The following is a 23,258-nucleotide window of genomic DNA, read 5'->3' as shown; positions in this document are numbered from 1 at the left end:
TCAGTTCCCCAGTTTCTGGGCCGTCTTGGCCAGACGTGCGCCGAGTGCGCGGCACAGCGCCACTTCGTGCTGATCGAGACCGCTTTTACCGTCGGCCCCGGCGTGATGGCTGGCGCCGTAAGGCGTGCCGCCGCCCTGGGTTTCCAGCAGCGCCGATTCGCTGTAAGGCAGGCCGGTGATCAGCATGCCGTGGTGCAGCAACGGCAGCATCATCGACAGCAGGGTGGTTTCCTGACCGCCGTGCAGGCTGGCGGTGGAGGTGAACACCCCGGCCGGCTTGCCGACCAGCGCGCCGGTCAGCCACAGGTTGCTGGTGCCGTCGAGAAAGTACTTGAGCGGCGCGGCCATGTTGCCGAAACGGGTCGGGCTGCCGAGGGCCAGGCCGGCGCAGTTCTTCAGGTCATCCAACGTGGCGTACAGCGCGCCTTCATCCGGAATGTCCGGCGCCACGGCTTCGCACTCGGTGGAGATCGCCGGCACGGTGCGCAGGCGCGCTTCGAGGCCAGCCTGCTCGACGCCACGGGCAATCTGCCGGGCCATCTCGTTGGTCGAACCGCTGCGGCTGTAATACAGAACCAGAATGTACGGCGCACTCACGGCAGCAGCTCCAGGATCTGCTCCGGTGGACGGCCGATGACGGCTTTGTCGCCGGCTTCGAGAATCGGTCGCTCCATCAACTTCGGATGCGCCGCGATCGCTCCAATCAATTGTTTCTCGGTGAGACTGGCATCGGCCAGGTTCAGGGTCTTGTATTCGTCTTCGCCGGTGCGCAGCAGTTGCCGTGCGCTGATCCCCAGCTTGCCGAGCAAGACCTTGATCTGCGCGGCGTCCAGCGGGGTTTCGAGGTAGCGCACCACGTTTGGTGTCAGGCCACGGGCTTCGAGCAGTTCGAGCGCACCGCGGGATTTCGAGCAGCGCGGGTTGTGATAAAGCGTCAGATCGGTCATGGGCGGGTCGCTTCTTGCGTAGAGTGGCGGCTATTCTAACTGTGCAGCGCGCAATCCAGAACCTTGGGAGGCGATGGGTCGCAGGCGCATTCAATTTTTCACAAGGAACACGACATGACACGGGCACTGGCAGCGGCATTGACGATCATCGGGGCGTTGATGCTGGGGGGCTGCGGTAACGACTACGGCATCGACCAGAACGGGCAGAAAGTGGCGTCCGAGCGCCTCGACAAACAATGGGTCGTGCTCAACTACTGGGCCGAATGGTGCGGCCCGTGCCGCACGGAAATCCCGGAACTCAATCACCTGGCCGACGAGCTCAAGGGCAAGAAGATCGGCGTGTTCGGGGTCAACTTCGACAACGTGCAGGGTGAAGAACTGAAGAGCGCCAGCGAAAAACTGGGCATCAAGTTCACCGTGCTGGCGCAGGATCCGTCGGAACTGTTCGAACTGCCGCGCAGTGAAGCCTTGCCGGTGACTTACATCATCGACAACAAGGGCAAGGTGCGGGAACAGTTGATGGGCGAGCAGACGGCGGCGGGGGTGATGGCGAAGCTTGAGGCGTTGCAGGCGACAAATTGAGTTGCCGCTAAAAAGCATCCCTCACCCCAGTCCTCCCGAAACGTCGGACCGCCCGTAGGGAGAGGGGGCCGACCGAGGTGTCTGGCGCTTTCCATCGACCTGGAAGATCAGGTCGATTATGGATTAGGCAAAGCCCTGAAAGGCTTGTCGATTTCAGATTCGGCAGAATGCTTTCAGGTCGATGGATCTCTTGAGCATCCCACTGTCAGTCCCCTCTCCCTTTGGGAGAGGGTTAGGGTGAGGGGCTTGGCGATCTAAAGGATCAACCCTCTTCCAGCCACCAACGCAACGGCTTGCCTTCAGCAGGCCAAAAGCGCATCTGCTCGATCGGCGAGACATCCCAACGCTCCACATGCTCCAGTGCCTGAAGGAAGCGTTGCTCCTGCTCCATCAGCGCCGGTGCGCAGAGTTTGCGGGTCTTGCCGATCTTGCCGAAGCTCAGCTTGTCGCCTTCCAGGGTGTAGGGCGCGAACCAGTGGTTGCAGCCGCCATTGCCATACGCCCGGCCATCATCGCCGAGGGTCACGGTCAGGTGGCTGTAGTCCATCAGCGGACGCTCGCCGATCCATTCCAGAATGTAGCTGCGGTTCTGTTGCAGTTGCACAGGCTCCGCGGCGCAACCCATCAGGCCGGCGCCGACAGCGGCGGTCAGGGCCAGGTGTTTCATCACGCCGGCTCCTGGCATTTCGGGCACAGGTGCTTGTCGCCGACGGCTTTCCAGCCCAGTTCCGCGATGCGTGCCGTGGCGGCCGGTTTTTCCGCAGGCTTGCCCAGCTTGGCGTCCACGGCGAATTCGAAGCTCAGCTCCTTGGCGCAGCTGTCGCAGTTGACCTGCCAGGTGTGGATCGCCAGTTCACCGAACACCGGGCCGGTGGTCATGGCAGTCCATTGACCCGGCGGGTTGATCAGGTGGCGGACGGTGTCGACGGTCAGGCGCATGGACAAGTCCTTGCTGCCTTTGAGGGTCACGACCAGCACGTCGCCGATGCGGATCGAGCCACCGTTGCCGGTGACCTGATAACGGCCCGGAACCAGGGCGCGGCATTCGGTGAGGGTGTGTTGCGGGTTCATCAGGGTGTAGCGGAAATCGTGTTCGACCATGGGTCCTCCAAATATGCGCGACATGCTAGCACGGGCTTGATTGCAGAATGATGCGCGCGTGCGACCTTCGATCCGGTTCAAATCGACACCGCAGTCGTGGCAAACTGCCGCCTTCATTTTCAAGGAACGGAACATGGCGCTGATCGAATGTTATGAATGCAAGCGGAGCATCAGCTCCGAAGCCACGGCGTGCATTCATTGCGGGGCTCCGCTGGCAGAGGCCCAGGCGCCTCACGCCGAAAAGGGCGCGTCGACGATTTCCTTTGGCAGCCTGCCGCGTAACAAGGCAGTGCCCGAGGCCCACGTTCCGCCGCCGGCCCCCGAACGGCCGAAGATCATGCCGGCCGCAGCGGGACGCCGTCGTCGTTCGCAGCCTGTCGAGCCGGTGTTGAACCCGGACGGTTCGCGCCCGGTGGAAGGCTGGCTGAAGATCATGGCGTTTCTGATGCCGCTGGTGTTTGTCTGGTTCCTGCTGCGCAGCGGGCACTCTTTCAAACAACGTTTGCTGGGGTTCGGCTGGCTGGCGCTGTTGATCCTGTGCGTGGCGATTACCCCGACGCCGCCCCCGGTCTGAGTCCGATCGTTCAGCCTTCGACCTGGTTCTGCGGCGCACCCGCCGCCCAGGTCGCGATGTTGTGCAAGGTGGTCGCGGCAATCGCGCCCAAGGCCTCATGGGTCAGGAACGCCTGATGCGCGGTGACGATCACATTCGGGAACGTCAGCAACCGCGCCAGCACATCGTCCTGTAGCGGCAGGTCGGAGCGGTCCTCGAAAAACAGCTGCGCCTCCTCTTCATACACATCCAGTCCCAGATAACCGAGCTGGCCGTCCTTCAGGGCGTCGATCAGCGCCGGCGTGTCCACCAGACCGCCGCGCCCGGTGTTGATCAGCATCGCCCCCGGTTGCATGTGCGCCAGCGAATCGCGGTTGATCAGGTGTTTGCTCTGTTCGTTGAGCGGGCAGTGCAGGCTGATGATCCGTGCTTGTGCCAGCAGGTCCGGCAGACTCAGGTAGCGCGCGCCCAACGCTTCGACGGCAGGGTTCGGATAAGGGTCGTAGGCCAGCAGTTCGCAGCCGAAACCGTGCATGATTTTGGCGAAGGTCGCGCCGATCTGCCCGGTGCCGACGATGCCGACCGTTTTGCCCACCAGATCGAAACCGGTGAGCCCGTGCAGGCTGAAATCGCCTTCGCGGGTGCGGTTGTAGGCGCGATGCAGACGGCGGTTGAGGGCAAGGATCAACGCCACCGCATGCTCGGCCACCGCGTGGGGCGAGTAGGCCGGTACGCGCACGACGGCCAGCCCCAGACGTTTGGCGACGGCCAGATCCACATGGTTGTAGCCAGCCGAACGCAAGGCGATCAGGCGAGTGCCGCCCGCAGCCAGACGTTCGAGCACCGGGGCGCTCAGGTCATCGTTGATGAACGCGCAGACCACCTCGTGATGTTCGGCCAGCGCCGCCGTGTCGAGGCTGAGCCGGGCTGGCTGAAAGTGCAGTTCGATCCCGGCCGGGCAGTCGGCGGCGAGGAAGCTGTCGCGGTCGTAGGTCTGGCTGCTGAAAACGATCGTGCGCATTAAATCCTCCTGGAGCATCGACGCGGGCGCAAATCACCCGCGACAACTTTAGCTGCGTCGGCGTTGACCGACATTGCCGTGGATCAGGCGCTGATCTTCGCCTGGGCCGCCAGACGATTGATCGCCCGTTCCAGCTCGTCCAGTGCGGTCGAGGCCTTGGGGTCCTGCTGCTTGAGCAGGGTTTCGCTGCGCTGGCAGGCGGCGCGCAATTGCGGCACGCCGCAGTAACGCGTGGCGCCGTGCAGGCGGTGCACCCGTTCGAGCAGACTGTTCTGATCCTGATTGTCTCGGGCGTTACGGATGGCTTCGCGGTCGGCCTCGAGCGAGGCCAGCAGCATCGCCAGCATGTCCGCCGCCAGATCTGCCTTGCCGGCAGCCAGGCGCAAACCTTCTTCGTGATCGAGAATCGGCAGTTCCTGATTGCCCAGCAGACTTTCGCCGCCACGGTCCGGCGCCTGATTGCGCAACGCCAGGCCCGTCCACTTCAGCACCACCTGCGCCAGTTGCCGCTCGCTGATCGGCTTGGTCAGGTAGTCGTCCATGCCGCTTTGCAGCAGCGCGCGTTTTTCATTGGCCATGGCGTGGGCGGTGAGGGCGACGATCGGCAACGGCGTGCAGTGCCGCTCGCTTTCCCACTGGCGAATCGTTTCGGTGCTCTGGCGTCCGTCCATGCCGGGCATCTGCACGTCCATCAGCACCAGATCGAAGGTTTCGTTCTGCACTGCCTTCACTGCGGCGTAACCGCTTTCCACGGCCAGCACCTTGGCGCCCATGTCTTCGAGCAGCGTCTGCACCAGCAACAGGTTGGCCGGGTTGTCGTCGACGCACAGCACTTTCGGCGCGCGGCTCGACAACGGTTCGCCGGGTTCGCTGCGTGGCTGGCGCGGGTTGACCATGTCTGACAAGGCCCGGCGCAGTTTGCGGGTGCAGGCCGGTTTCGATTGCAGCTGACTGTGAGGGTTGGGCACCGACAGGTGATACAGCGTCAGCTCGGTGGTCGGGCACAACACCAGCACCCGGCAACCGAGGTGCTCAAGGTCCCAGATGTGCTGGTTGAGGCGTTCCGGCGGCATGTCGTTGCTGGTGATGCCGAGCACCGCCAGGTCGATCGCCTGATCGGTCTGATGAGCACCGGTAACGCCATTGGTCAGGCTTTCCAGGGTATTGAACGGCGTGACGTCGAGGCCGCAGTCTTCCAGTTGATGCTGCAGGGCCTGACGCGCCAGTTCGTGGTTTTCCAGCACCGCCACCCGGCGCCCGAGCAATGGCGCGGAAGGCAGGTCTTCGGCGTCGTCGCGGGTCTTGGGCAGGTTCAGGCTGATCCAGAATTCCGAGCCTTCGCCCGGCGTGCTGTCGACGCCGATCTCGCCGCCCATCTGTTCGATCAGGCGCTTGGAAATCACCAGCCCCAGACCGGTGCCGCCGGGTTGGCGCGACAGCGAGTTGTCAGCCTGGCTGAACGCCTGGAACAACGCGCGCACGTCCTGGTTCGACAGGCCGATGCCGGTGTCCTGAATGCTGATGCGCAACTGCACGCTGTCGTCGTTTTCTTCTTCGAGCATGGCGCGGGCGACGATGGTGCCTTCGCGGGTGAACTTGATCGCGTTGCTCACCAGATTCGTCAGAATCTGCTTGAGCCGCAGCGGATCACCGACCAGCGACAACGGCGTGTCGCGGTACACCAGACTCACCAGTTCCAGCTGCTTGGCGTGGGCAGCGGGGGCGAGGATGGTCAGGGTGTCCTGCAACAGGTCGCGCAGGTTGAACGGGATATGGTCGAGCACCAGTTTGCCGGCCTCGATCTTCGAGAAATCGAGGATCTCGTTGATGATCCCCAGCAGGCTGTCGGCGGACTTTTCGATGGTGCCCAGATAGTCGAGCTGGCGCGGGGTCAGCTCGCTTTTCTGCAACAGGTGGGTGAAACCGAGAATACCGTTGAGCGGCGTGCGGATCTCGTGGCTCATGTTGGCGAGGAATTCGGATTTGATCCGGCTCGCTTCCAGCGCTTCCTTGCGCGCCAGGTCCAGCTCGATGTTCTGGATCTCGATGGTTTCCAGGTTCTGGCGCACGTCTTCGGTGGCCTGATCGACGCTGTGCTGCAACTCTTCCCGGGCGTTTTGCAGGGTGCCGGCCATGCGGTTGATGCCGGACGCCAGTTCATCCAGTTCCTGACTGCCCAGCGGTGGCAGACGGGTTTCCAGGTGACCGTCCTTGAGCTGCGCGACGGCCTGTTTGATCTGGCTCAGCGGGCGGTTGATCGTGCGGCCCATGCGCAAGGCCAGCAACGCGGCGCCGGCCAGACCCGCGCCGATCAGCAGCAGGCTGGCGAACAGGCTTCGATAGCCGCGCAACAACATGCCGTTGTGCGACAGCTCCAGTTCGACCCAGCCGAGCAGGCGGTCGGATTCTGCCGGGATCAGTTCGCCGGCGAGGTTGCGGTGTTTGCCGAACACCGGCAGCAGATAGCGGGTGGCATCGTTGCCGCTGCGTCGCAGCAAGTGCGCGCTGTCGCCGCTCGGCGCCTGATTGAGCATGGTTGGGCCGGCGTGGGCGAGGGGAGTGCGGTCGGGCGCGAGGAAGGTCACGGCGCGCACGTCCGGTTGTTCGAGGGACTGGGTGGCGATGCGCTCGAGCAGTTCGGCATCGCCGTGGCCCATGGCCGGTGCCACCAGCGGAGCCAGTTGTTCGGCGATCATTTCGCCGCGCTGCATCAGTTGGGTTTGCAGGTCGGACTGCTGCGTCCAGGTGAAATACCCGCCCAGCACCAGTGCCATCAGGCTGGTCGGCAACAGGGTCAGCAACAATACGCGACCTTTGATTCCCAGTTTCTTGAGCACGCCTTTCTCCTGCATCCCGCTGATCGTTGACTCACACGTGCGTCCGGCACGCGGTATCGGCGCAGTGTAGCGATTTGCTTGCGGGCAATCTTGGGAAAAATGATGTCGTCGTCCTTCGCTTGGGGAGCGGTCATCTGTCCGACAGGTCAAGCTTGGGTTGCCGGGCGCCGGGCAATCTTGAATAATCGCCCAACTGAGAATTATTTGCAGATAGTCATGACTCCTGTCTCTATTGGCCAGCCCCGCATTCTTTCCATCGAAGACGACCCCGTCCTCGGTGCCTATGTCCATGAACAACTGGGCCGCAGCGGCTTCCAGGTCACCTGGTGCCAGAACGGCAGTGAAGGCCTGAGCATTGCCCGGCGCCAGCCGTTCGATGTGGTGTTGATGGATATTCTGTTGCCGGGGCTCGACGGATTGAATGTCCTGACCCAGCTGCGTCAGAGCCATTCCACGCCGGTGTTGCTGATGTCAGCCCTCGGCGCCGAAGCCGACCGCATCAGCGGCTTCCGCCTCGGCGCTGACGACTATCTGCCCAAACCCTTCAGCATGGCCGAGCTGCATGTGCGGATCGAGGCGATCCTGCGCCGGGTCGCCCTCGACCGTCGCCCGGCGGCTATCGCTCCGGTGGTGCCGGTCGGCGGGCTGCGTTTCGACGACGAGCAGTGCGAGGTGTTTTACCTCGATCAACCCGCCGGCCTGACCCGCAGCGAATACCGCCTGCTGGAAACCCTCAACCGCAACGACGAGGAAGTGCTGAGCAAGGCCTTCCTTTATCAGCATGTCCTGCAACGCGGTTATGCGGCCCACGACCGCAGCCTCGACATGCACATCAGCCAGATCCGCCGCAAACTCAAGTCGGTCGGCTACACCGAGCGTGAAGTGCGCACGGTGTGGGGCAAGGGTTACGTCCTGAGTGCCGTCGATGAAAGTGTCTGACCTGCCGGGCCGGCACTCGCTGTTCTGGAAACTTGCCTGTCTGCTGGTAGCGTTCTGTCTGCTGATGATCTGGCTGAGCTGGTCCTGGGGTCGGTACATGGAGCAGCGCAATCAGTTTCTCTCCGACGACGCCCGTGGCACGTTGAGCCGTTATGCCGCCGAGGCCGAGCGCGCCTGGCAGCAGGGCGAGCGCGATGGCGTCGACAGCTGGTTGCAAAGCATGGAGTTGCGCGAGGCCGGTTGGGTCGGCGTGATCGGCGGCAACCTGCAATCGCTGGGCAGTCAACCGTTCAACGCTCAGGAGCTTCAGCACCTGACCTTCCTGCGAGGCCTTGACTGGCCGATTCACAAAAAGGGCCGGCCGTGGCTGCGGGTACCGTTCCCCACGGACCCGACTGCCGGCAGTCTGGTCATCGAGTTGCCCGAGCGTTTCTTGCCGGGGAAATACCGGGTGTTCTGGCGGGTCATCACCAACGGTGTGATTCCCGGTCTGTTCACCTTGCTGCTGTGCGTCGGCCTGTATCGCTTGCTGGTGGTACCGCTGAACAATCTGCGCGAGCAAGCCAATGCGTGGCGCGCCGATCAATTGAATGTGCGGTTGTCGAGCGGCATCACTCAGCGCCCCGATGAGCTCGGCGAACTGGCCCGCGCCTTCGACTCGATGTCCGAACGCCTGCAATCCACCGTGGCCCTGCAACAGCAACTGCTGCGCGATTTGTCCCACGAACTGCGCACACCCCTGAGCCGGCTGCGGGTCGCCAGCGAAAGCGAGCAGCAGCTGCAACCGTTGCGCGAGCGCATCGGGCGCGAAGTAGACGTGATGCAGCGATTGGTGGAAGACACCCTGCAACTGGCCTGGCTCGACACCGAACGCGCACCCTTGCCGGACGAAGCGATCCAGATTCAGGCGCTATGGGAAATGCTCACCGAAAACGCCTGCTACGAAAGCTGCTGTCCGGTGGGGCAGTTGCAGTGCGGGGTTGAAGCTTCCTGCTGGGTACGCGGCAATCTCAACACCCTGGCCCAGGCGCTGGAAAACATTCTGCGCAACGCCATTCGCCATTCGCCACCGGGCGGCATTGTGCGGCTCGACGGTCGGCGGGATGGCGATTACTGGCACCTGTGGCTGGAGGACGAGGGCGGCGGCGTGGCCGAGGCAGATCTGGAACGGATCTTCTCGCCCTTCATCCGCCTCGACGGCTCGCGGCCGGGGGACGGTGGATTTGGTCTGGGCCTGAGCATCGCGAGGAACGCGGTGCAACGCCAGGGCGGAACCCTGTGGGCCGAGAACGGACCATCGGGATTGCGCTTGAATCTGCGGTTGGTAGCGGATGACAGTGCTGTCGCTCCCGACGCCTTCGCTGGCAAGCCAGCTCCCACAGTGGACATGAACCGCCCGCAGATTGTGTGAGTGGCACAGGAAAGTGTCAGCACTGCTGACACTCTTTTAAAAAGTCTCACCACCGGCGCGACTTTTATTGCTTATTCCAAGAAACCATAAGCACCACACTTTGCGTGATATGGCCTGCGCAGGTTTGCCGGTATGATAGGCGCCCCCGCTGTCCGGATTGCGAAAAACGCCATGACCTTGCAGTACCCAACCATCGCCGATTGCGTCGGCAACACGCCGCTGGTGCGTTTGCAGCGCCTGCCCGGTGTCACCAGCAACACCCTTTTGCTCAAGCTCGAAGGGAACAACCCGGCGGGTTCGGTCAAGGATCGTCCGGCGCTGTCGATGATCACTCGTGCCGAGTTGCGCGGGCAGATCCACGAAGGCGATACGCTGATCGAAGCGACCTCGGGCAACACCGGGATCGCCCTGGCGATGGCCGCCGCGATCAAGGGTTACAAGATGATCCTGATCATGCCGGACAACTCCAGTGCCGAACGTAAAGCGGCGATGACCGCTTACGGCGCGGAGCTGATTCTGGTCAGCCAGGAAGAGGGCATGGAAGGCGCTCGCGATCTGGCTCAGCGGATGGAAGCCGAAGGCCGTGGCAAGGTGCTGGATCAGTTCGCCAACGGCGACAATCCTGAAGCGCACTACACCACCACCGGCCCGGAAATCTGGCGTCAGACCCAAGGCTCCATCACCCATTTCGTCAGCTCCATGGGCACCACCGGCACCATCATGGGCGTGTCGCGCTACCTCAAGGAGCAGAACGACAACGTGCAGATCGTCGGCCTGCAACCGATGGAAGGCTCGGCCATTCCCGGCATTCGCCGCTGGCCGCAGGAATACCTGCCGAAGATCTACCAGGCCGAGCGCGTCGACCGTATCGTCGACATGGCGCAAAGCGAAGCCGAAGACGTCACCCGGCGTCTGGCCCGCGAAGAAGGCATCTTCTGTGGCGTGTCCTCGGGCGGTGCGGTGGCAGCGATGCTGCGCCTGTCCAAAGAAGTTGAAAACGCGGTGATCGTCGCGATCATCTGCGACCGTGGCGACCGTTACCTGTCGACCGGCATTTTCGACGCGCCCAACTGATGGCCAAGAATGAGAGAGGCCTGCGCTTCCAGCCCACCGGCGGCAGCAAGGCCCCGCAAATCCCGACCGGCAAAAAGCAGCGCTTGAGCATCGAGCGCCTGGCCAATGACGGTCGCGGCATCGCGTTTTTTGAAGGCAAAACCTGGTTCGTCCTCGGCGCCCTCGCCGGTGAAGAGGTCGAAGCCCGAGTGCTCGGCGCCCACGGCAAAGTGGTCGAAGCGCGCACCGAGCGCGTGTTCAGCGCCAGTGAATTGCGCCGTCCCGCACCTTGTCAGCACGCCGGCCGCTGCGGCGGTTGCAGCGTTCAGCATCTGCCCCACAACGAACAGCTTGCCCTGAAACAGCGCATGCTCGCCGAGCAGTTGTCGCGAGTCGCCAGTGCCGAACCCGAGGAGTGGGCAGCGCCGTTGACCGGTCCCGAATTCGGCTACCGTCGCCGCGCCCGGATCGCCGTGCGCTGGGACAGCAAAGCCAAAAAGCTTGAAGTCGGTTTCCGTGCCGCCGGCAGCCAGGACATCGTCGCGATCAGCGAATGCCCGGTGCTGGTACAGCCCTTGCAGCCGATCATGACCCGTTTGCCGGAGATGCTTCGTCGCTTGAGCAAACCTCAGGCGCTGGGGCATGTCGAATTGTTCAGTGGCTCGTCACTCGCCGTACTGCTGCGTCACATGGCGCCGCTGTCCGAGGCCGACCTGACGATCCTCAAGGATTTCTGCGCGTTCCATGAAACGCAGCTCTGGCTGCATGGCGAAGGCGAACCGCAGCCGGTGGATGATGCACAGTCGCTCGGCTATCGCCTGGAGCAATGGGATCTGGAACTGGATTGGCGGCCGGGGGATTTCATCCAGGTCAATGCCGGGGTCAACGAAGCCATGGTCGCCCAGGCGCTGGAGTGGTTGAAACCGACCGCCGATGAGCGCGTGCTCGACCTGTTCTGCGGTCTCGGTAACTTTGCCTTGCCGCTGGCCAAAGCCGTGCGGGAAGTAGTGGCGGTCGAAGGCGTGCAGACCATGGTCGATCGTGCGGCGGCGAATGCCGCCAGCAACAATTTGCATAACACAAAGTTTTTTCAGGCCGATTTATCCCAGCCTTTGACCGATGCTCAGTGGATCGGAAACGGCTTTTCTGCGGTACTCTTGGATCCACCGCGTGACGGTGCTTTCGAGGTGGTGCGCAAGCTGGCGACCCTGGGCGCCGAACGGTTGGTGTACGTGTCGTGCAACCCTGCAACTCTGGCGCGCGATACGGTCGAATTGATCAAGCAGGGCTACCGGTTAAAACGTGCCGGGATTCTCGATATGTTTCCTCAGACGGCACATGTCGAGGCCATGGCGTTATTTGAAGCGAGCCAGGATGGCTCGTCTGATCCGACTGGTCGTCCGTAGCGCTCGCATTGGCCCCGCGAGCGCGAACGGGCATTGAAGGTCAGTGATTTGACGCATTGAATCTGCGTCGTAGGGAAGGTAAAGCAAGATGGTACAGGTGAGAGCACACCAGCCGATCAACACTGACGGCAGTATCAATCTCGAGGCTTGGCTCGATCATGCGGTCAGTGTCGATCTGGCACTGGATCGCGAAGCCTTGAAAGAGGCCTGCGAGTACGCTCGCCAGGCCGAGCAACAATCCAATGCGGCGAAGAATCTCTGGTCCGAAGGCAGCGGCAGTTTCAGCACCGGCCTCGAGATCGCCGAGATCCTCGCCGACCTCAAGCTCGATCAGGATTCGCTGGTGGCTGCGGTTCTTTATCGCGGCGTGCGCGAAGGCCAGATCGAACTCGCGGCGGTCAGCCAGCGCTTCGGCCCGGTGGTCGCCAAGCTGATCGACGGCGTGCTGCGCATGGCGGCGATCAGTGCCAGCCTCAGCCCTCGCCAGTCGATGGTGCTCGGCACCCAGGGCCAGGTGGAAAACCTGCGCAAGATGCTGGTGGCGATGGTCGATGACGTACGCGTCGCGCTGATCAAGCTCGCCGAACGCACCTGCGCGATCCGCGCGGTGAAAACCGCCGACGACGAAAAACGTAACCGGGTCGCCCGGGAAGTGTTCGACATCTATGCGCCGCTCGCGCATCGACTGGGCATCGGCCATATCAAATGGGAACTGGAGGACTTGTCCTTCCGTTACCTGGAACCCGACCAATACAAACAGATCGCCAAGCTGCTGCACGAGCGGCGGCTGGATCGCGAGCGTTTCATCGCCGACGTGATGACCCAGCTCAAGGACGAATTGCAGGCCACCGGCGTCGAGGCCGACATCAGCGGCCGGGCCAAACACATCTATTCGATCTGGCGCAAAATGCAGCGCAAGGGTCTGGAATTCAGCCAGATCTACGACGTGCGTGCGGTGCGCGTGCTGGTGCCGGAAATGCGCGACTGCTACACCGCGCTCGGCATCGTCCACACCCTGTGGCGGCACATCCCGAAAGAGTTCGACGACTACATCGCCAACCCGAAAGAGAACGGCTACCGCTCGTTGCACACGGCGGTGATCGGTCCGGAAGGCAAGGTGCTCGAAGTCCAGATCCGGACCCATTCGATGCACGAAGAGGCCGAGCTCGGCGTCTGCGCGCACTGGCGCTACAAGGGCACTGACGTCAAGTCCGGCTCGAACCACTACGAAGAGAAAATCTCCTGGCTGCGTCAGGTGCTCGAGTGGCACGAAGAGCTGGGCGACATCGGTGGTCTCGCCGAACAGCTGCGGGTCGATATCGAGCCGGATCGGGTCTACATCTTCACCCCGGACGGTCACGCCATCGACTTGCCGAAGGGCGCGACGCCGCTGGACTTCGCCTACCGCGTGCACACCGAAATCGGTCACAACTGCCGTGGCGCGAAGATCAACGGGCGCATCGTTCCGCTCAACTACAGCCTGCAGACCGGCGAGCAGGTCGAGATCATCACCAGCAAGCACGGCACCCCGAGCCGTGACTGGCTGAACCCGAACCTCGGTTACGTCACCACGTCCCGGGCGCGGGCGAAGATCGTGCACTGGTTCAAGTTGCAGGCGCGCGATCAGAACGTCGCGGCGGGCAAGACCCTGCTCGAGCGCGAACTCAATCGCCTCGGCCTGCCGGCGGTGGATTTCGACAAGCTGGCCGACAAGGCCAACATGAAAACCGCCGAGGACATGTTCGCCGCCCTCGGGGCCGGCGACCTGCGTCTGGCGCAACTGGTGAATCTGGCGCAACAACTGGTCGAGCCGGAACGCGGCAACGAACAGCTGGAACTGATTCCGCGCAAGGCTACCGGCTACAAACCGGGCAAGCGCGGTGACATTCAGATCCAGGGCGTCGGCAACCTGATGACCCAGATGGCCGGCTGCTGCCAGCCGTTGCCGGGCGATGCGATCGTCGGTTACATCACCCAGGGCCGTGGCGTGAGCATTCACCGTCAGGACTGCGCCTCGGTGCTGCAACTGGCCGGGCGCGAGCCGGAGCGGATCATCCAGGTCAGTTGGGGCCCGGTGCCGGTGCTCACCTATCCGGTGGACATCGTCATCCGCGCCTACGACCGTTCCGGTCTGCTGCGTGACGTCTCGCAGGTGCTGCTCAACGAGCGGATCAACGTGCTGGCGGTCAACACCCGCTCGAACAAGGAGGACAACACCGCGCTGATGTCCCTGACCATCGAGATCCCGGGGCTGGACGCGCTGGGGCGGTTGCTGGGGCGGATTTCCCAGTTGCCGAACATCATCGAAACACGGCGTAACCGGACTCCATGAAACCGATCTACAGCCTTGAAGACCTGCTGCACCTGATGAACCGTCTGCGCGATCCGCAGTACGGTTGCCCGTGGGACATCAAGCAGACTTACGCGACCATCGTTCCGCACACCCTTGAAGAGGCCTACGAAGTCGCCGACGCCATCGAGCGCGGCGACTTCGACCACTTGCAGGGCGAGTTGGGCGATCTGCTGTTTCAGGTGGTGTATTACAGCCAGCTGGCACGGGAGGAGGGGCGGTTCGAATTCGCCGGGGTGGTCGACAGCATTACCCGCAAGCTGATCCGTCGCCATCCGCACGTGTTTCCCACCGGCGATCTGTATGCGCCGCTGGATGTGCCGCGTCTGAACGAAGAGCAGGTCAAGCAGCGCTGGGAGGAGATCAAGGCCGAGGAACGCGCCGAGAAATCCGCCGAGCCGCAGCAACTGTCACTGCTCGACGATGTGCCGGCTGCGTTGCCGGCGTTGTCCCGCTCGGCCAAGTTGCAGAAGCGCGCCGGGCAGGTCGGTTTCGACTGGCCGGATGCCTTGCCGGTGCTGGACAAGGTCCGGGAAGAACTCGATGAAGTGCTCGAAGCCATGTCCGAAAATGACCCGGAAGCGGTGGCTGACGAGATCGGCGATCTGCTGTTTTCCGTGGTCAATCTGGCCCGGCATCTGAAGGTCGATCCGGAAACCGCGTTGCGTGGCGCCAACGGCAAGTTCGAACGACGTTTCCGTTTTATCGAACAGGCATTGCGCGACACCCACCGACCCATAGAAGATTGCACCCTCGAAGAGTTGGACGCCCTGTGGGGCGAAGCCAAACGTCAGGAAAAGAATTTGCCCAGCTGCGGCTGAGCCGTTGCCTAAGTGAGTAAGCATCAATGAGCCTTTCCCTTCGCGACCAGTTGCTCAAAGCAGGGCTGGTCAACCAAAAGCAGGCCAAGCAGGTCAGCAAAGACAAACAGAAACAACAGCGCCTGGCCCACAAAGGCCAGATCGAACTGGACGACTCCCAGCAGCGTGCTGCCCAGGAAGCCCAGGCCGAGAAGGTCAAGCGCGACCAGGAACTGAACCGTCAGCAGCAGGAGAAGGCGGAAGCCAAGGCCCGCGCCGCGCAGGTCAAGCAGTTGATCGAAGTCTCGCGTCTGCCGAAGCTGACCACCGAGGACTACTACAACTTCGTCGACGACAAGAAGGTCAAGCGCATCTCCGTCAACACGCTGATGCGCAACAAGCTCAGCAGCGGTTCGCTGGCGATCGTGCACCACGCCGGCGGCTATGAAGTGATTCCGCGTGAGGCGGCCCTGAAGATTCAGGAGCGCGATCCGCAGCGCATCGTGCAGCTCAACGAGAAGGTCGAAGAGGTCAATGCCGAGGACGATCCGTACGCGGCCTATGTGATCCCTGATGATCTGATGTGGTAAAGATTTCACCGGACCGCAAAGTGGCCCTGGGATAAACGACAAACCCCGCTCATGGCGGGGTTTGTCGTTTTCAATGCTGTGGTTTTGATTCAGGCGGATTTCAGATCCCGCTGGCGTTCTTGCAGTTCCAGTTCGGCCTTGTAGTTGTGGGCGTCGATCTCGTTGTGGAACATGCCGACCAGCAAGTCTTGTTGATGCACATCCCAGATCCGTACGCCGGCGGCTACGCCTTCATGGGACATGTGTGAATCGTCGCGTTCAGTTACTTTTACAGTCATCTGCTAGCTCCAATCTCTGTTATCTGCAGCAAGGCGTGTGCAGGCCTCTGTTATAGATTTTGTTAGCCTGCTAAGTAAACGCCCGATTTGTGCAATGTATTCTTGCGAAATCTGCAACAGCGCTGGAGCCCTTTGAATCCGCGACATTCAGTCGCAGGGCGGTAAGTTGCATGACAAACGTTTCATCTTGGCGCCGCTGAAAATGCTTTTCTCCAGGCGAAAAAAAACGCCCCGAACCAGTCGGGGCGTTTTCATGTGCGGCTCAGCGCAAGGGAATTACTTGCCTTCCCAGCGCTTCAGCACGAGGGTGGCGTTGGTGCCACCGAAGCCGAAGCTGTTGCTCATCACGGTGTTGATGGTGGCGTTCTCGCGGGTCTTGGTCAGCACCGGCAGATCGGCCACTTCAGGGTCCAGTTCGTCGATGTTGGCGGAACCGGCGATGAAGTTGCCTTCCATCATCAGCATGCAGTAGATCGCTTCGTGAACACCGGCGGCGCCCAGGGAGTGACCCGACAGGCTCTTGGTGGAGCTGATGGCCGGGGCCTTGTCGCCGAACACTTCACGCACACCTTTCATTTCCGCGACGTCGCCGACCGGAGTCGAAGTGCCGTGGGTGTTCAGGTAGTCGATCGGGGTGTCGACGGTGGACAGCGCCTGCTGCATGCAGCGGATTGCGCCTTCGCCGCTTGGAGCCACCATGTCGTAGCCGTCGGAGGTCGCTCCGTAGCCAACGATTTCCGCGTAGATCTTCGCGCCACGGGCCAGAGCGTGTTCCAGCTCCTCGACCACGACCATGCCGCCACCGCCGGCGATGACGAAACCGTCACGGTCAGCGTCGTAGGCGCGGGAGGCTTGCTCAGGGGTGTCGTTGCGCTTGCTGGACAGGGCGCCCATTGCGTCGAACAGGAACGACTGGCTCCAGTGCTCCTCTTCACCGCCACCGGCGAAAACGATGTCCTGCTTGCCCATCTGGATCTGTTCCATGGCGGTACCGATGCAGTGAGCACTGGTGGCGCAGGCAGAAGCGATGGAGTAGTTCAGGCCCTTGATCTTGAACGGTGTGGCCAGGCAAGCCGAAACGGTGCTGCTCATGGTCCGCGTTACACGGTATGGGCCGACGCGCTTGACGCCTTTCTCGCGCAGGATGTCCAGCGCTTCCATCTGGTTCAGGGTCGACGCGCCGCCGGAACCTGCGATCAGGCCGGTACGCGGGTTGGACACCTGCTCTTCGGTCAGACCGGAGTCAGCGATGGCGTCTTTCATGGCCAGGTAGGCGTAAGCCGCTGCGTGGCCGACGAAGCGATAGATCTTGCGATCGATCAGCTCTTCAAGGTTGAGGTCGATGGAGCCGGAAACCTGGCTACGCAGACCCATTTCGGCATATTCCGGGTTGAACCGGATGCCAGGGCGGCTTGCACGCAGGTTAGCGGAGACGGTCTCTTTGTCATTGCCCAGGCACGAAACGATGCCCAGACCAGTGATAACGACGCGGCGCATGCGAATAACCCTTAGAAGTTGTCAGTGGAGGTGAACACGCCGACGCGAAGGCCTTCGGCGGTGTAGATTTCGCGACCGTCGACAGTCACCGAACCGTCGGCAATGGCCAGGTTCAGCTTGCCCTTGAGGACGCGCTTGATATGAATGTTGTAGGTGACTTTCTTGGCGGTCGGCAGGACCTGGCCGAAGAATTTTACTTCGCCCGAACCCAGCGCACGGCCACGGCCCGGCAGGCCTTGCCAGCCCAGGAAGAAACCGACCAGTTGCCACATGGCGTCCAGACCCAGGCAGCCCGGCATCACCGGATCGCCTTCGAAGTGGCACGCGAAGAACCACAGGTCAGGGTTGATATCCAGCTCGGCGACCAATTCACCTTTGCCGTACTTGCCGCCTTCTTCGCTGATCAGGGTGATGCGATCCACCATCAGCATGTTCGGGGCGGGCAGTTGCGCGTTACCTGGGCCGAACAGCTCACCGCGACTGCAGCGCAGCAGGTCTTCCCGAGTAAAGGCGTTTTGTTTGGTCATGCGAGCTCCTCAATAATCCCATGCGGCAGGTGGGGCAAATCTTCCCGGCCGATCGACGCGTTCATGCCTCGTACCGGCAGCCTACTCATAGACTATTGCGTTGTGGTGAAAGTCACAGCACCAAGGACATGAATGTACACTTGTGCACTGAAATTTTTATTCAAGCCCCTTTTGAGGCCCGTTCGGGTGCCTAAGACTGCCGCACTTTCGCTTTTCACGCCAGTCGCAGATGCTCGAAAGGGCCCCGTTACTGCACCCAGCGCTGCAGAATCTGCTGCAGATCATTGCGTTTGAATGGCTTGGCCAGGTAATCGTTCATGCCCGCCGACAGGCAGTTTTCGCGGTCGCCCTGCAATGCATTGGCGGTCAGGGCGATGATCGGCACATGGCCGCACCCGGGCAGGCGGCGGATCTGTCGGGTCGCCTCGTATCCGTCAATGAGCGGCAGGCGGCAATCCATCAGGATCGCTTCGAAACGGCTGTCCCCGGCGCTGCGTACCGCCTGCACGCCATCGGTGGCGACGCTGACAGTAAAGCCCAGACTGCGCAACATGGCTTCGATCACCGTCTGGTTGACCGGGTTGTCTTCGACCAGCAGCACATTGCGTCCTTCGCCGTGACCGTCGCCGTTCAGCGTGCGCGGTGCTGCCAGCGCGGGCAGAGCCTGCTTATATAAGGCTAGAGGAATTTCCAGGGTGAAGACCGATCCGCGACCTTCTTCGCTCTGAGCGCGCAAGGTGCCGCCCATGCGCTCGGCGAGGGTGCGGGCAATCGGCAGGCCCAGGCCGGTGCCGCCATAACGTCGGGAAATCGAACTGTCGGCCTGCTGGAACGCGTTGAACATCAGCTCAAGGCTCTCCGAGGAAATACCGATGCCGCTGTCACGCACTGCGCAGGTGAACCACAGCAATTCGTGATCCAGCGACTGCCACTGCGCCTCGATGCTGACGCGCCCCTGTTCGGTGAACTTCAGCGCATTGCCGACCAGGTTGACCAGAATCTGCCGGATCCGCGTCGGATCGCCCTGTACCTGCAAGTCGCGCATGTCTTCGGGGATCCGCAGTTGCAGGGCCAGCCCGCGTTGCGCCGCGCTGTGCTGGAACGACTGGGCGCAGGCACCGATCACTTCGGCGAGGTTGAACGGAATGTGCTCCAGCTCCAGTTCCGAACGCTCGATTCGCGAGAAATCCAGAATGTCGTTGATCACCTTGAGCAAATGCTCGGTGGACTCGGAAGCCAGCGCTGCGTATTCGACCTGCTCCTCGGTCATGTCGGTGGTTTCGAGCAATTGCAGCATGCCCAGCACGCCGTTCATCGGCGTACGCAGTTCATGGCTCATCATCGCCAGGAAATCCGATTTGGCGTTGTTGGCTTTCTCGGCCTCTTCGCGGGTCTGGATCAGTTGCGCCATCGCCTGATGCTGTTCGCGGCTGGCCTGCTCCAGCGCCTGGGCCAGGTTGTTGATGTGCTGGGACAGGGCGCCCAACTCGGTGTCATCGACAATCGGCAGCGGGGTCTTGTAGTCGCCGTCCTGAATCGCCTTGACCGCATTGCCGATGTCGCGAATCGGTTGCGACAGGCTGCCGGCCAGTCGCCGCGCCAGCACAAACGTGAAGAGCAGGGCGAACAACGCCAGAATCCCGGCCTTCAGCAAAATTTCCTGTTGGCGCTGACTGAAGGCGTCGTTGGACAGACCGACGATCACCCGCCCCAGATAATCCTCGCTGGCCACGCCGGGGCTGCTTTTGCCGTCCTGAAAGAAATCGTTGTGCAGGGCGATGCGTTGCAGCCGCACCGGCGCCTGGAACACCTCGACCTGATGCGGACGATTGTGCGCATCCGCCGGCTGTTCGACGTAGGCCAGAATCCGGTTGGCGCTGTCCTGCACTTCCAGAAACCGTACGTTCGGCGTGGCCAGCGTGGCCTTGAGCAGGCTTTCCAGCACTTCGTTGTTGCCGGAAATCACCCCGTATTCGGTGGCCGGTGCGAGTTGGTTGGCGATCAACTGGCCGGTGTGGTTCAGCTCCTGACGCAAATCCTGAATGCGCACGAAGGTGAAAAAGCTGATCAGCAGCAAGGTCAGCAACAGCGCAGGGCCCAGGCTGATCAACTGGGTGCGGGTGTTGATGTCCCAACGGCGGAAAATCATGGGCGGCGCTCTCCTTCGGCCAGCTCTGCGGCGACAGACGCTTCATTCATCGGTTCTATCCCTAAGGAACGAGCCACCTGCGCATTACTTGAGACTTTAAAACGCCCGGGGTAGAGCGTGCGCGGCCAGGTGGACGGTGGCCGGTCCAGCAACTCGTCGAGGACGGCCAGCCAGTCGTTCTGATCGCTGTAGGTGCTGGCCAGGCTGCCGGCGCGAACGAACGAGACATTCGGCCCGACCAACGCCAGTTGCCGAGAGTAACTGCTGAGCAACAGGTTCTTCGCGGTTTTCGGGTTGTACAGGTCAGGGTCGTCGAGGCCCAGCAGCACGTCGCTGCTTTTCAGCACGGTCTGCAAGGGGCGGCTGTCGTGGGTGTTGTCCCAGCGTTGCGGGACGATTTGCAGATTCAGCGGCTGGGCGGCCGATTGCAGTTCCTTGAGCAGGAACTCGCTGTGCTGATCGAACAGCACGCCGACTCGCCCGGCCTGGGGCAGGATCCGGCGGATCAGTTGCAACTGACGGCTCAGCGGCGGATCGGCCCACAGCAGGCTCAAGTGCGGTGGTTGCGTGTCGCCGAAGCGTTGCCGGGCTTGCAGGCGGCTGATGCGCAGGACCAGCGTCGCCGGGCCCTGGCTTTCCTGCATGCGCCAGTCGAGGCTCGGCAGATCCAGCAGGATCAGGCGCAGGCTCGACGGCAACTTGCCCGGCGCCGGCAAACTGGCCAGCGGCTGGAAATGCACGCGGTCGGTCGGGCGCAGTTCGCTCAGGGCCTGAACGAAGGACTGCACGCCGGGGCTTTCCTCGGCGCCGGTCAGCAAAATGTCGGCCGCCTGCACCGCCACGCCATGCAGCCACGCTGTCAGGAACAGACAAAGCCCGGCCAGCCATTGGCCGAGTGTTGGCATCTTCCGTGACATGGCGTAACGCATCTAGAACTCCAGCTCGGCGCTGAAATACACCACGCGGCGTTCGTCGTAATTGTTGTCGACGAAGGTGGTCGGCTCATGGTCGAGGCGCTGTTGCAGCACGCCGGCCAGTTGCAGTTGGGCCTTGCCCAGAGCGATGCGTTTGGCGATGCGCGTGTCGACCCGCTCGAAGCGGTAACCGTTGAGCGCGTTGTCACCGTAATAGAAGAGGGCGCTGTTCCAGCCGTGGCCCCAATCGCGCAGCCAGCCGGCCGAGCCGCTGTTGCGTGCGGTGAATTGCTGATCCAGCGGATTGCTCGCCTCGGCGTCGACGAAGGCGTACGTCAGGCGCAGGCGGTCGGCCGCACTCAGGCGCCAGTCCAGTTGCGTTTCGGTGCCGCGAAAGCGCGAATCGTTGGCGTTGCTGGCGATGTACTGATTGTTGCGCAGCGGCTCGCTGATCATCCCGGTGATTTCGTCGTAGAACAGCTTCACGTCCAGCGCCAGGCCCCACTCCGGGAAATAGCCGTTGTAGCCCAGTTCCCGCGAGCGCATGTGCTCCTGGTCCAGATCGCCGGGGCCCCGGGTCTTGACGAAGTAGCGGGCCGAAGACTGGCCATAGGCGGCGGGCCGCAGGTTGGTCACCTGATAACTCCAGTTGACGTTGTTCTCGAACATGTCCGGTGAACGGATGGCTTCCGAATACACCGCGCGCAGGCTGTGGCGCGGGTTGAACAGGTAGTTGACCGCAAACCGGGGCGTCAGCGAGCTGCCGATCAATTGCGTGTTTTCGAACATGGCGCCGCCCTGCAACAGCCAGTGTTCGCTGGCGCGCCATTCGAGTTGGCCGAAAGCGCGCCAGGTGGTGTCGTCGAGCGTGCCGTTGAAATAGGTCTCGGAATCGGCCCGGTCGTAACGATAGTTCAGGCCGCTGACAAGACGCAGGCTATCGGACAGGCTGAGGGTGTCCTGCAATTCCAGGTCGTATCGCGATTCCCGGGCACTCTGGTCAATGTCGCCGCACAAAGTCTGGCGCGCGCCGTTGCGCCACTGGTCCAGCACTTGATTGGCCAGGGTCATTTCCTGCGGCGTGCCGGCGGGGGCGCCGGGGCCGGTGAACAGGGTCATGTTGCGCGCCAGGCGTTCGGTGTAGTTCGGGTTGAGTTGCCACAGCTCTGTGAGCTGCGGGCTGAACGACACTTCGGCGTCACAGGCGCGCCAGGTCTGTTGACGATCCCAGTGTTGTGCCGAGCCTTGCACATAAAGGCTGTGATCGGGATTGAGATCCAGATTCCAGCGCACCGAACCGGCGTAGTCCTTGGCAACCACGTCGGAATTGTTCCCGGCAGCGGTAATCCCGGAGAACACCGGTCGGTAGGTATAAGGCCGTTGATTGGTCCCGTCCTTGGCGTTGATCTGCCAGTCCAGGCTCTGGTTGTCGCTCAGGGTCTGGCTGACGGCGAGGCTAAAGCGGTTCAAGCGGCGGCTGTCGCGGTAATCGGCGCCGGTGCGGTCGCTGTCGAAGCCGTCGTCTTCCTGGCCGGACAACGACAGACGCAGGTCGCCGCCATTCCAGCCGGTGCTCTGGCTGGCATAGAAGTCGTTGATGCCGCGTTGGCCGCGCGTCAGCTTCAGTCGTGTGCCGTGGCTGTCCGCCGGGTTGCGGGTGATGATGTTGACCACCGCCATCAGCGCGTTGGCGCCGTAGCTGACGGTGTTCGGGCCGCGAAAGACTTCGATGCGCTCGATGTCTTCCATGGCCACCGGGATGTCGCTCCAGTCCACGGTCGCGAGCCCGGCGCGGTACACCGAGCGGCCGTCGATCAGCACCTGCATGCGTCGGGCTTCAGTGGCGTTGGTTCCGTGATAGTTCACCACAGCCTGATTGCCGCTGATGTTGCCGACCATCATCCCCGGCACCAGACGCAGCAGTTCGCTGATGTCCCGGGCGCCGCTGGCGCTGATCAGTTCGCTGTCGAGCACGGTCATGCTGCCGGGGACTTCCGCCGGCGACTGTTTCAGCCGCGTGGCGGTCAGGATCTGCGGCAAGGCCTCACTGTCGACAAACAGGTCGTCCGCCAGCAGCACCGGGCTGAACAGCAGCGCCAGCAGCAGCAGGGACGAACGCGGGGAAGGGGGGCCAGAAAACACGACGCAGCCTTGATAGCAAAGAATTGGCGCGCATGTTAACCGAGGTCGACGACTTTTCCAGTCACGTTGCAGGCATTTTCCTCGGTTTTATTGGTCTTCTTCCTACAAGTGCGGGTAATTGACGCCGGGGCTGTCCGAGAAGGGGACGCTCCGTATAATGC

At 62.3% G+C, this 23,258-nt stretch carries 21 protein-coding genes; 9 read left to right on the top strand and 12 right to left on the bottom strand.

Annotation, left to right across the window (positions count from 1 at the left end; all coding sequences use genetic code 11):
* Positions 1-597: an NAD(P)H:quinone oxidoreductase gene (gene wrbA, locus M5G18_RS03360; RefSeq protein WP_007957765.1), complete on the bottom strand. Its 597-nt coding sequence runs from the start codon at positions 595-597 to the stop codon at positions 1-3.
* Entirely contained in the window at positions 594-947 is a 354-nt protein-coding gene (gene arsC / locus M5G18_RS03355; protein WP_273899382.1) for an arsenate reductase (glutaredoxin), read from the bottom strand. The genes wrbA and arsC overlap by 4 nt, the downstream gene beginning before the upstream one ends.
* Positions 948-1,061: 114 nt before the next feature.
* Here arsC and M5G18_RS03350 point away from each other — a divergent pair, with 114 nt between their 5' ends.
* Positions 1,062-1,529 carry a TlpA disulfide reductase family protein gene (locus tag M5G18_RS03350; protein ID WP_007957768.1) on the top strand — a complete coding sequence of 156 codons (468 nt, stop codon included), beginning with the start codon at positions 1,062-1,064 and terminating at the stop codon, positions 1,527-1,529.
* A 262-nt stretch (positions 1,530-1,791) separates the two neighbouring features.
* On the opposite strand, the gene M5G18_RS03345 is transcribed toward M5G18_RS03350, so the two are convergent.
* The gene (locus tag M5G18_RS03345) at positions 1,792-2,196 is read right to left on the bottom strand and encodes an META domain-containing protein (RefSeq protein WP_273899383.1); all 405 of its coding nucleotides are present in this window, start codon (positions 2,194-2,196) and stop codon (positions 1,792-1,794) included.
* Positions 2,196-2,630: a hypothetical protein gene (locus M5G18_RS03340; RefSeq protein ID WP_007957770.1), complete on the bottom strand. Its 435-nt coding sequence runs from the start codon at positions 2,628-2,630 to the stop codon at positions 2,196-2,198. The genes M5G18_RS03345 and M5G18_RS03340 overlap by 1 nt, the downstream gene beginning before the upstream one ends.
* A 133-nt stretch (positions 2,631-2,763) precedes the next feature.
* Here M5G18_RS03340 and M5G18_RS03335 point away from each other — a divergent pair, with 133 nt between their 5' ends.
* Entirely contained in the window at positions 2,764-3,204 is a 441-nt protein-coding gene (locus M5G18_RS03335; protein WP_273899384.1) for a hypothetical protein, read from the top strand.
* Between the two features lie 10 nt (positions 3,205-3,214).
* On the opposite strand, the gene M5G18_RS03330 is transcribed toward M5G18_RS03335, so the two are convergent.
* Together M5G18_RS03330 and M5G18_RS03325 are read right to left on the bottom strand one after the other, a co-directional pair.
* Positions 3,215-4,204 (bottom strand): 2-hydroxyacid dehydrogenase, encoded by a 990-nt coding sequence (locus M5G18_RS03330; RefSeq protein ID WP_273899385.1) that lies wholly within the window; start codon positions 4,202-4,204, stop codon positions 3,215-3,217.
* A gap of 83 nt (positions 4,205-4,287) precedes the next feature.
* On the bottom strand, positions 4,288-7,041 hold the full coding sequence (locus M5G18_RS03325; RefSeq protein ID WP_273899386.1) for a response regulator: 2,754 nt from the start codon (positions 7,039-7,041) through the stop codon (positions 4,288-4,290).
* 216 nt (positions 7,042-7,257) lie between these two features.
* On the opposite strand from M5G18_RS03325, the gene M5G18_RS03320 reads away from it, so the two are divergent.
* The 7 genes from M5G18_RS03320 (at position 7,258) to M5G18_RS03290 (ending at position 15,590) form a co-directional block, all read left to right on the top strand.
* A complete protein-coding gene (locus M5G18_RS03320) occupies positions 7,258-7,980 on the top strand; it encodes a response regulator transcription factor (RefSeq protein ID WP_273899387.1) in 723 nt (240 codons plus the stop codon).
* Entirely contained in the window at positions 7,967-9,391 is a 1,425-nt protein-coding gene (locus M5G18_RS03315; RefSeq protein WP_273899388.1) for a sensor histidine kinase, read from the top strand. Before M5G18_RS03320 ends, M5G18_RS03315 begins: the two co-directional genes overlap by 14 nt.
* A gap of 171 nt (positions 9,392-9,562) precedes the next feature.
* Positions 9,563-10,465: a cysteine synthase CysM gene (cysM, locus tag M5G18_RS03310; RefSeq protein WP_045121847.1), complete on the top strand. Its 903-nt coding sequence runs from the start codon at positions 9,563-9,565 to the stop codon at positions 10,463-10,465.
* On the top strand, positions 10,465-11,850 hold the full coding sequence (gene rlmD, locus M5G18_RS03305) for a 23S rRNA (uracil(1939)-C(5))-methyltransferase RlmD (RefSeq protein WP_273899389.1): 1,386 nt from the start codon (positions 10,465-10,467) through the stop codon (positions 11,848-11,850). Before cysM ends, rlmD begins: the two co-directional genes overlap by 1 nt.
* Positions 11,851-11,938: 88 nt before the next feature.
* Positions 11,939-14,182, top strand: coding sequence for a GTP diphosphokinase (relA, locus tag M5G18_RS03300; protein ID WP_007957789.1), 2,244 nt, complete (start codon positions 11,939-11,941; stop codon positions 14,180-14,182).
* 5 nt (positions 14,183-14,187) lie between these two features.
* Positions 14,188-15,021, top strand: coding sequence for a nucleoside triphosphate pyrophosphohydrolase (mazG, locus tag M5G18_RS03295; RefSeq protein WP_273899418.1), 834 nt, complete (start codon positions 14,188-14,190; stop codon positions 15,019-15,021).
* A gap of 26 nt (positions 15,022-15,047) precedes the next feature.
* Positions 15,048-15,590 (top strand): DUF2058 domain-containing protein, encoded by a 543-nt coding sequence (locus tag M5G18_RS03290; protein ID WP_007957793.1) that lies wholly within the window; start codon positions 15,048-15,050, stop codon positions 15,588-15,590.
* 89 nt (positions 15,591-15,679) lie between these two features.
* Here the strand turns inward: M5G18_RS03290 and M5G18_RS03285 are convergent, their stop codons facing one another.
* The 6 genes from M5G18_RS03285 to M5G18_RS03260 all read right to left on the bottom strand — a co-directional run bounded on the left by M5G18_RS03285 (position 15,680) and on the right by M5G18_RS03260 (position 23,097).
* Positions 15,680-15,868 carry a hypothetical protein gene (locus M5G18_RS03285; protein ID WP_007957795.1) on the bottom strand — a complete coding sequence of 63 codons (189 nt, stop codon included), beginning with the start codon at positions 15,866-15,868 and terminating at the stop codon, positions 15,680-15,682.
* A 276-nt stretch (positions 15,869-16,144) separates the two neighbouring features.
* Complete coding sequence (gene fabB / locus M5G18_RS03280; RefSeq protein ID WP_007957797.1) at positions 16,145-17,365, bottom strand: beta-ketoacyl-ACP synthase I; 1,221 nt, start codon at positions 17,363-17,365, stop codon at positions 16,145-16,147.
* 11 nt (positions 17,366-17,376) lie between these two features.
* Positions 17,377-17,892, bottom strand: a complete 516-nt coding sequence (gene fabA / locus M5G18_RS03275; protein ID WP_003227150.1) for a 3-hydroxyacyl-[acyl-carrier-protein] dehydratase FabA — start codon at positions 17,890-17,892, stop codon at positions 17,377-17,379.
* Between the two features lie 247 nt (positions 17,893-18,139).
* Positions 18,140-20,041: an ATP-binding protein gene (locus M5G18_RS03270; protein WP_273899393.1), complete on the bottom strand. Its 1,902-nt coding sequence runs from the start codon at positions 20,039-20,041 to the stop codon at positions 18,140-18,142.
* Positions 20,038-20,970, bottom strand: a complete 933-nt coding sequence (locus M5G18_RS03265; RefSeq protein WP_273899395.1) for an ABC transporter substrate-binding protein — start codon at positions 20,968-20,970, stop codon at positions 20,038-20,040. Before M5G18_RS03265 ends, M5G18_RS03270 begins: the two co-directional genes overlap by 4 nt.
* Positions 20,971-23,097: a TonB-dependent receptor plug domain-containing protein gene (locus M5G18_RS03260; protein ID WP_273899396.1), complete on the bottom strand. Its 2,127-nt coding sequence runs from the start codon at positions 23,095-23,097 to the stop codon at positions 20,971-20,973.
* Positions 23,098-23,258 lie beyond the last annotated feature (161 nt).

Source organism: Pseudomonas aphyarum (assembly GCF_028657055.1).
In the GTDB taxonomy this organism is placed as follows: Bacteria; Pseudomonadota; Gammaproteobacteria; order Pseudomonadales; family Pseudomonadaceae; genus Aquipseudomonas; species Aquipseudomonas aphyarum.
Note: the sequence above shows the minus strand (reverse complement) of the source record. Positions and strands in the feature narration are given on the sequence as shown.

Excerpts from the sequence above, each read along its gene's own strand:
- arsC (WP_273899382.1), bottom strand. The coding sequence starts at position 947 with ATGACCGATCTGACGCTTTATCACAACCCGCGCTGCTCGAAATCCCGC.
- M5G18_RS03350 (WP_007957768.1), top strand. The coding sequence starts at position 1,062 with ATGACACGGGCACTGGCAGCGGCATTGACGATCATCGGGGCGTTGATG.
- M5G18_RS03345 (WP_273899383.1), bottom strand. The coding sequence starts at position 2,196 with ATGAAACACCTGGCCCTGACCGCCGCTGTCGGCGCCGGCCTGATGGGT.
- M5G18_RS03340 (WP_007957770.1), bottom strand. The coding sequence starts at position 2,630 with ATGGTCGAACACGATTTCCGCTACACCCTGATGAACCCGCAACACACC.
- M5G18_RS03335 (WP_273899384.1), top strand. The coding sequence starts at position 2,764 with ATGGCGCTGATCGAATGTTATGAATGCAAGCGGAGCATCAGCTCCGAA.
- M5G18_RS03330 (WP_273899385.1), bottom strand. The coding sequence starts at position 4,204 with ATGCGCACGATCGTTTTCAGCAGCCAGACCTACGACCGCGACAGCTTC.
- M5G18_RS03320 (WP_273899387.1), top strand. The coding sequence starts at position 7,258 with ATGACTCCTGTCTCTATTGGCCAGCCCCGCATTCTTTCCATCGAAGAC.
- M5G18_RS03315 (WP_273899388.1), top strand. The coding sequence starts at position 7,967 with ATGAAAGTGTCTGACCTGCCGGGCCGGCACTCGCTGTTCTGGAAACTT.
- cysM (WP_045121847.1), top strand. The coding sequence starts at position 9,563 with ATGACCTTGCAGTACCCAACCATCGCCGATTGCGTCGGCAACACGCCG.
- rlmD (WP_273899389.1), top strand. The coding sequence starts at position 10,465 with ATGGCCAAGAATGAGAGAGGCCTGCGCTTCCAGCCCACCGGCGGCAGC.
- relA (WP_007957789.1), top strand. The coding sequence starts at position 11,939 with ATGGTACAGGTGAGAGCACACCAGCCGATCAACACTGACGGCAGTATC.
- M5G18_RS03290 (WP_007957793.1), top strand. The coding sequence starts at position 15,048 with ATGAGCCTTTCCCTTCGCGACCAGTTGCTCAAAGCAGGGCTGGTCAAC.
- M5G18_RS03285 (WP_007957795.1), bottom strand. The coding sequence starts at position 15,868 with ATGACTGTAAAAGTAACTGAACGCGACGATTCACACATGTCCCATGAA.
- fabB (WP_007957797.1), bottom strand. The coding sequence starts at position 17,365 with ATGCGCCGCGTCGTTATCACTGGTCTGGGCATCGTTTCGTGCCTGGGC.
- fabA (WP_003227150.1), bottom strand. The coding sequence starts at position 17,892 with ATGACCAAACAAAACGCCTTTACTCGGGAAGACCTGCTGCGCTGCAGT.
- M5G18_RS03270 (WP_273899393.1), bottom strand. The coding sequence starts at position 20,041 with ATGATTTTCCGCCGTTGGGACATCAACACCCGCACCCAGTTGATCAGC.
- M5G18_RS03265 (WP_273899395.1), bottom strand. The coding sequence starts at position 20,970 with ATGCGTTACGCCATGTCACGGAAGATGCCAACACTCGGCCAATGGCTG.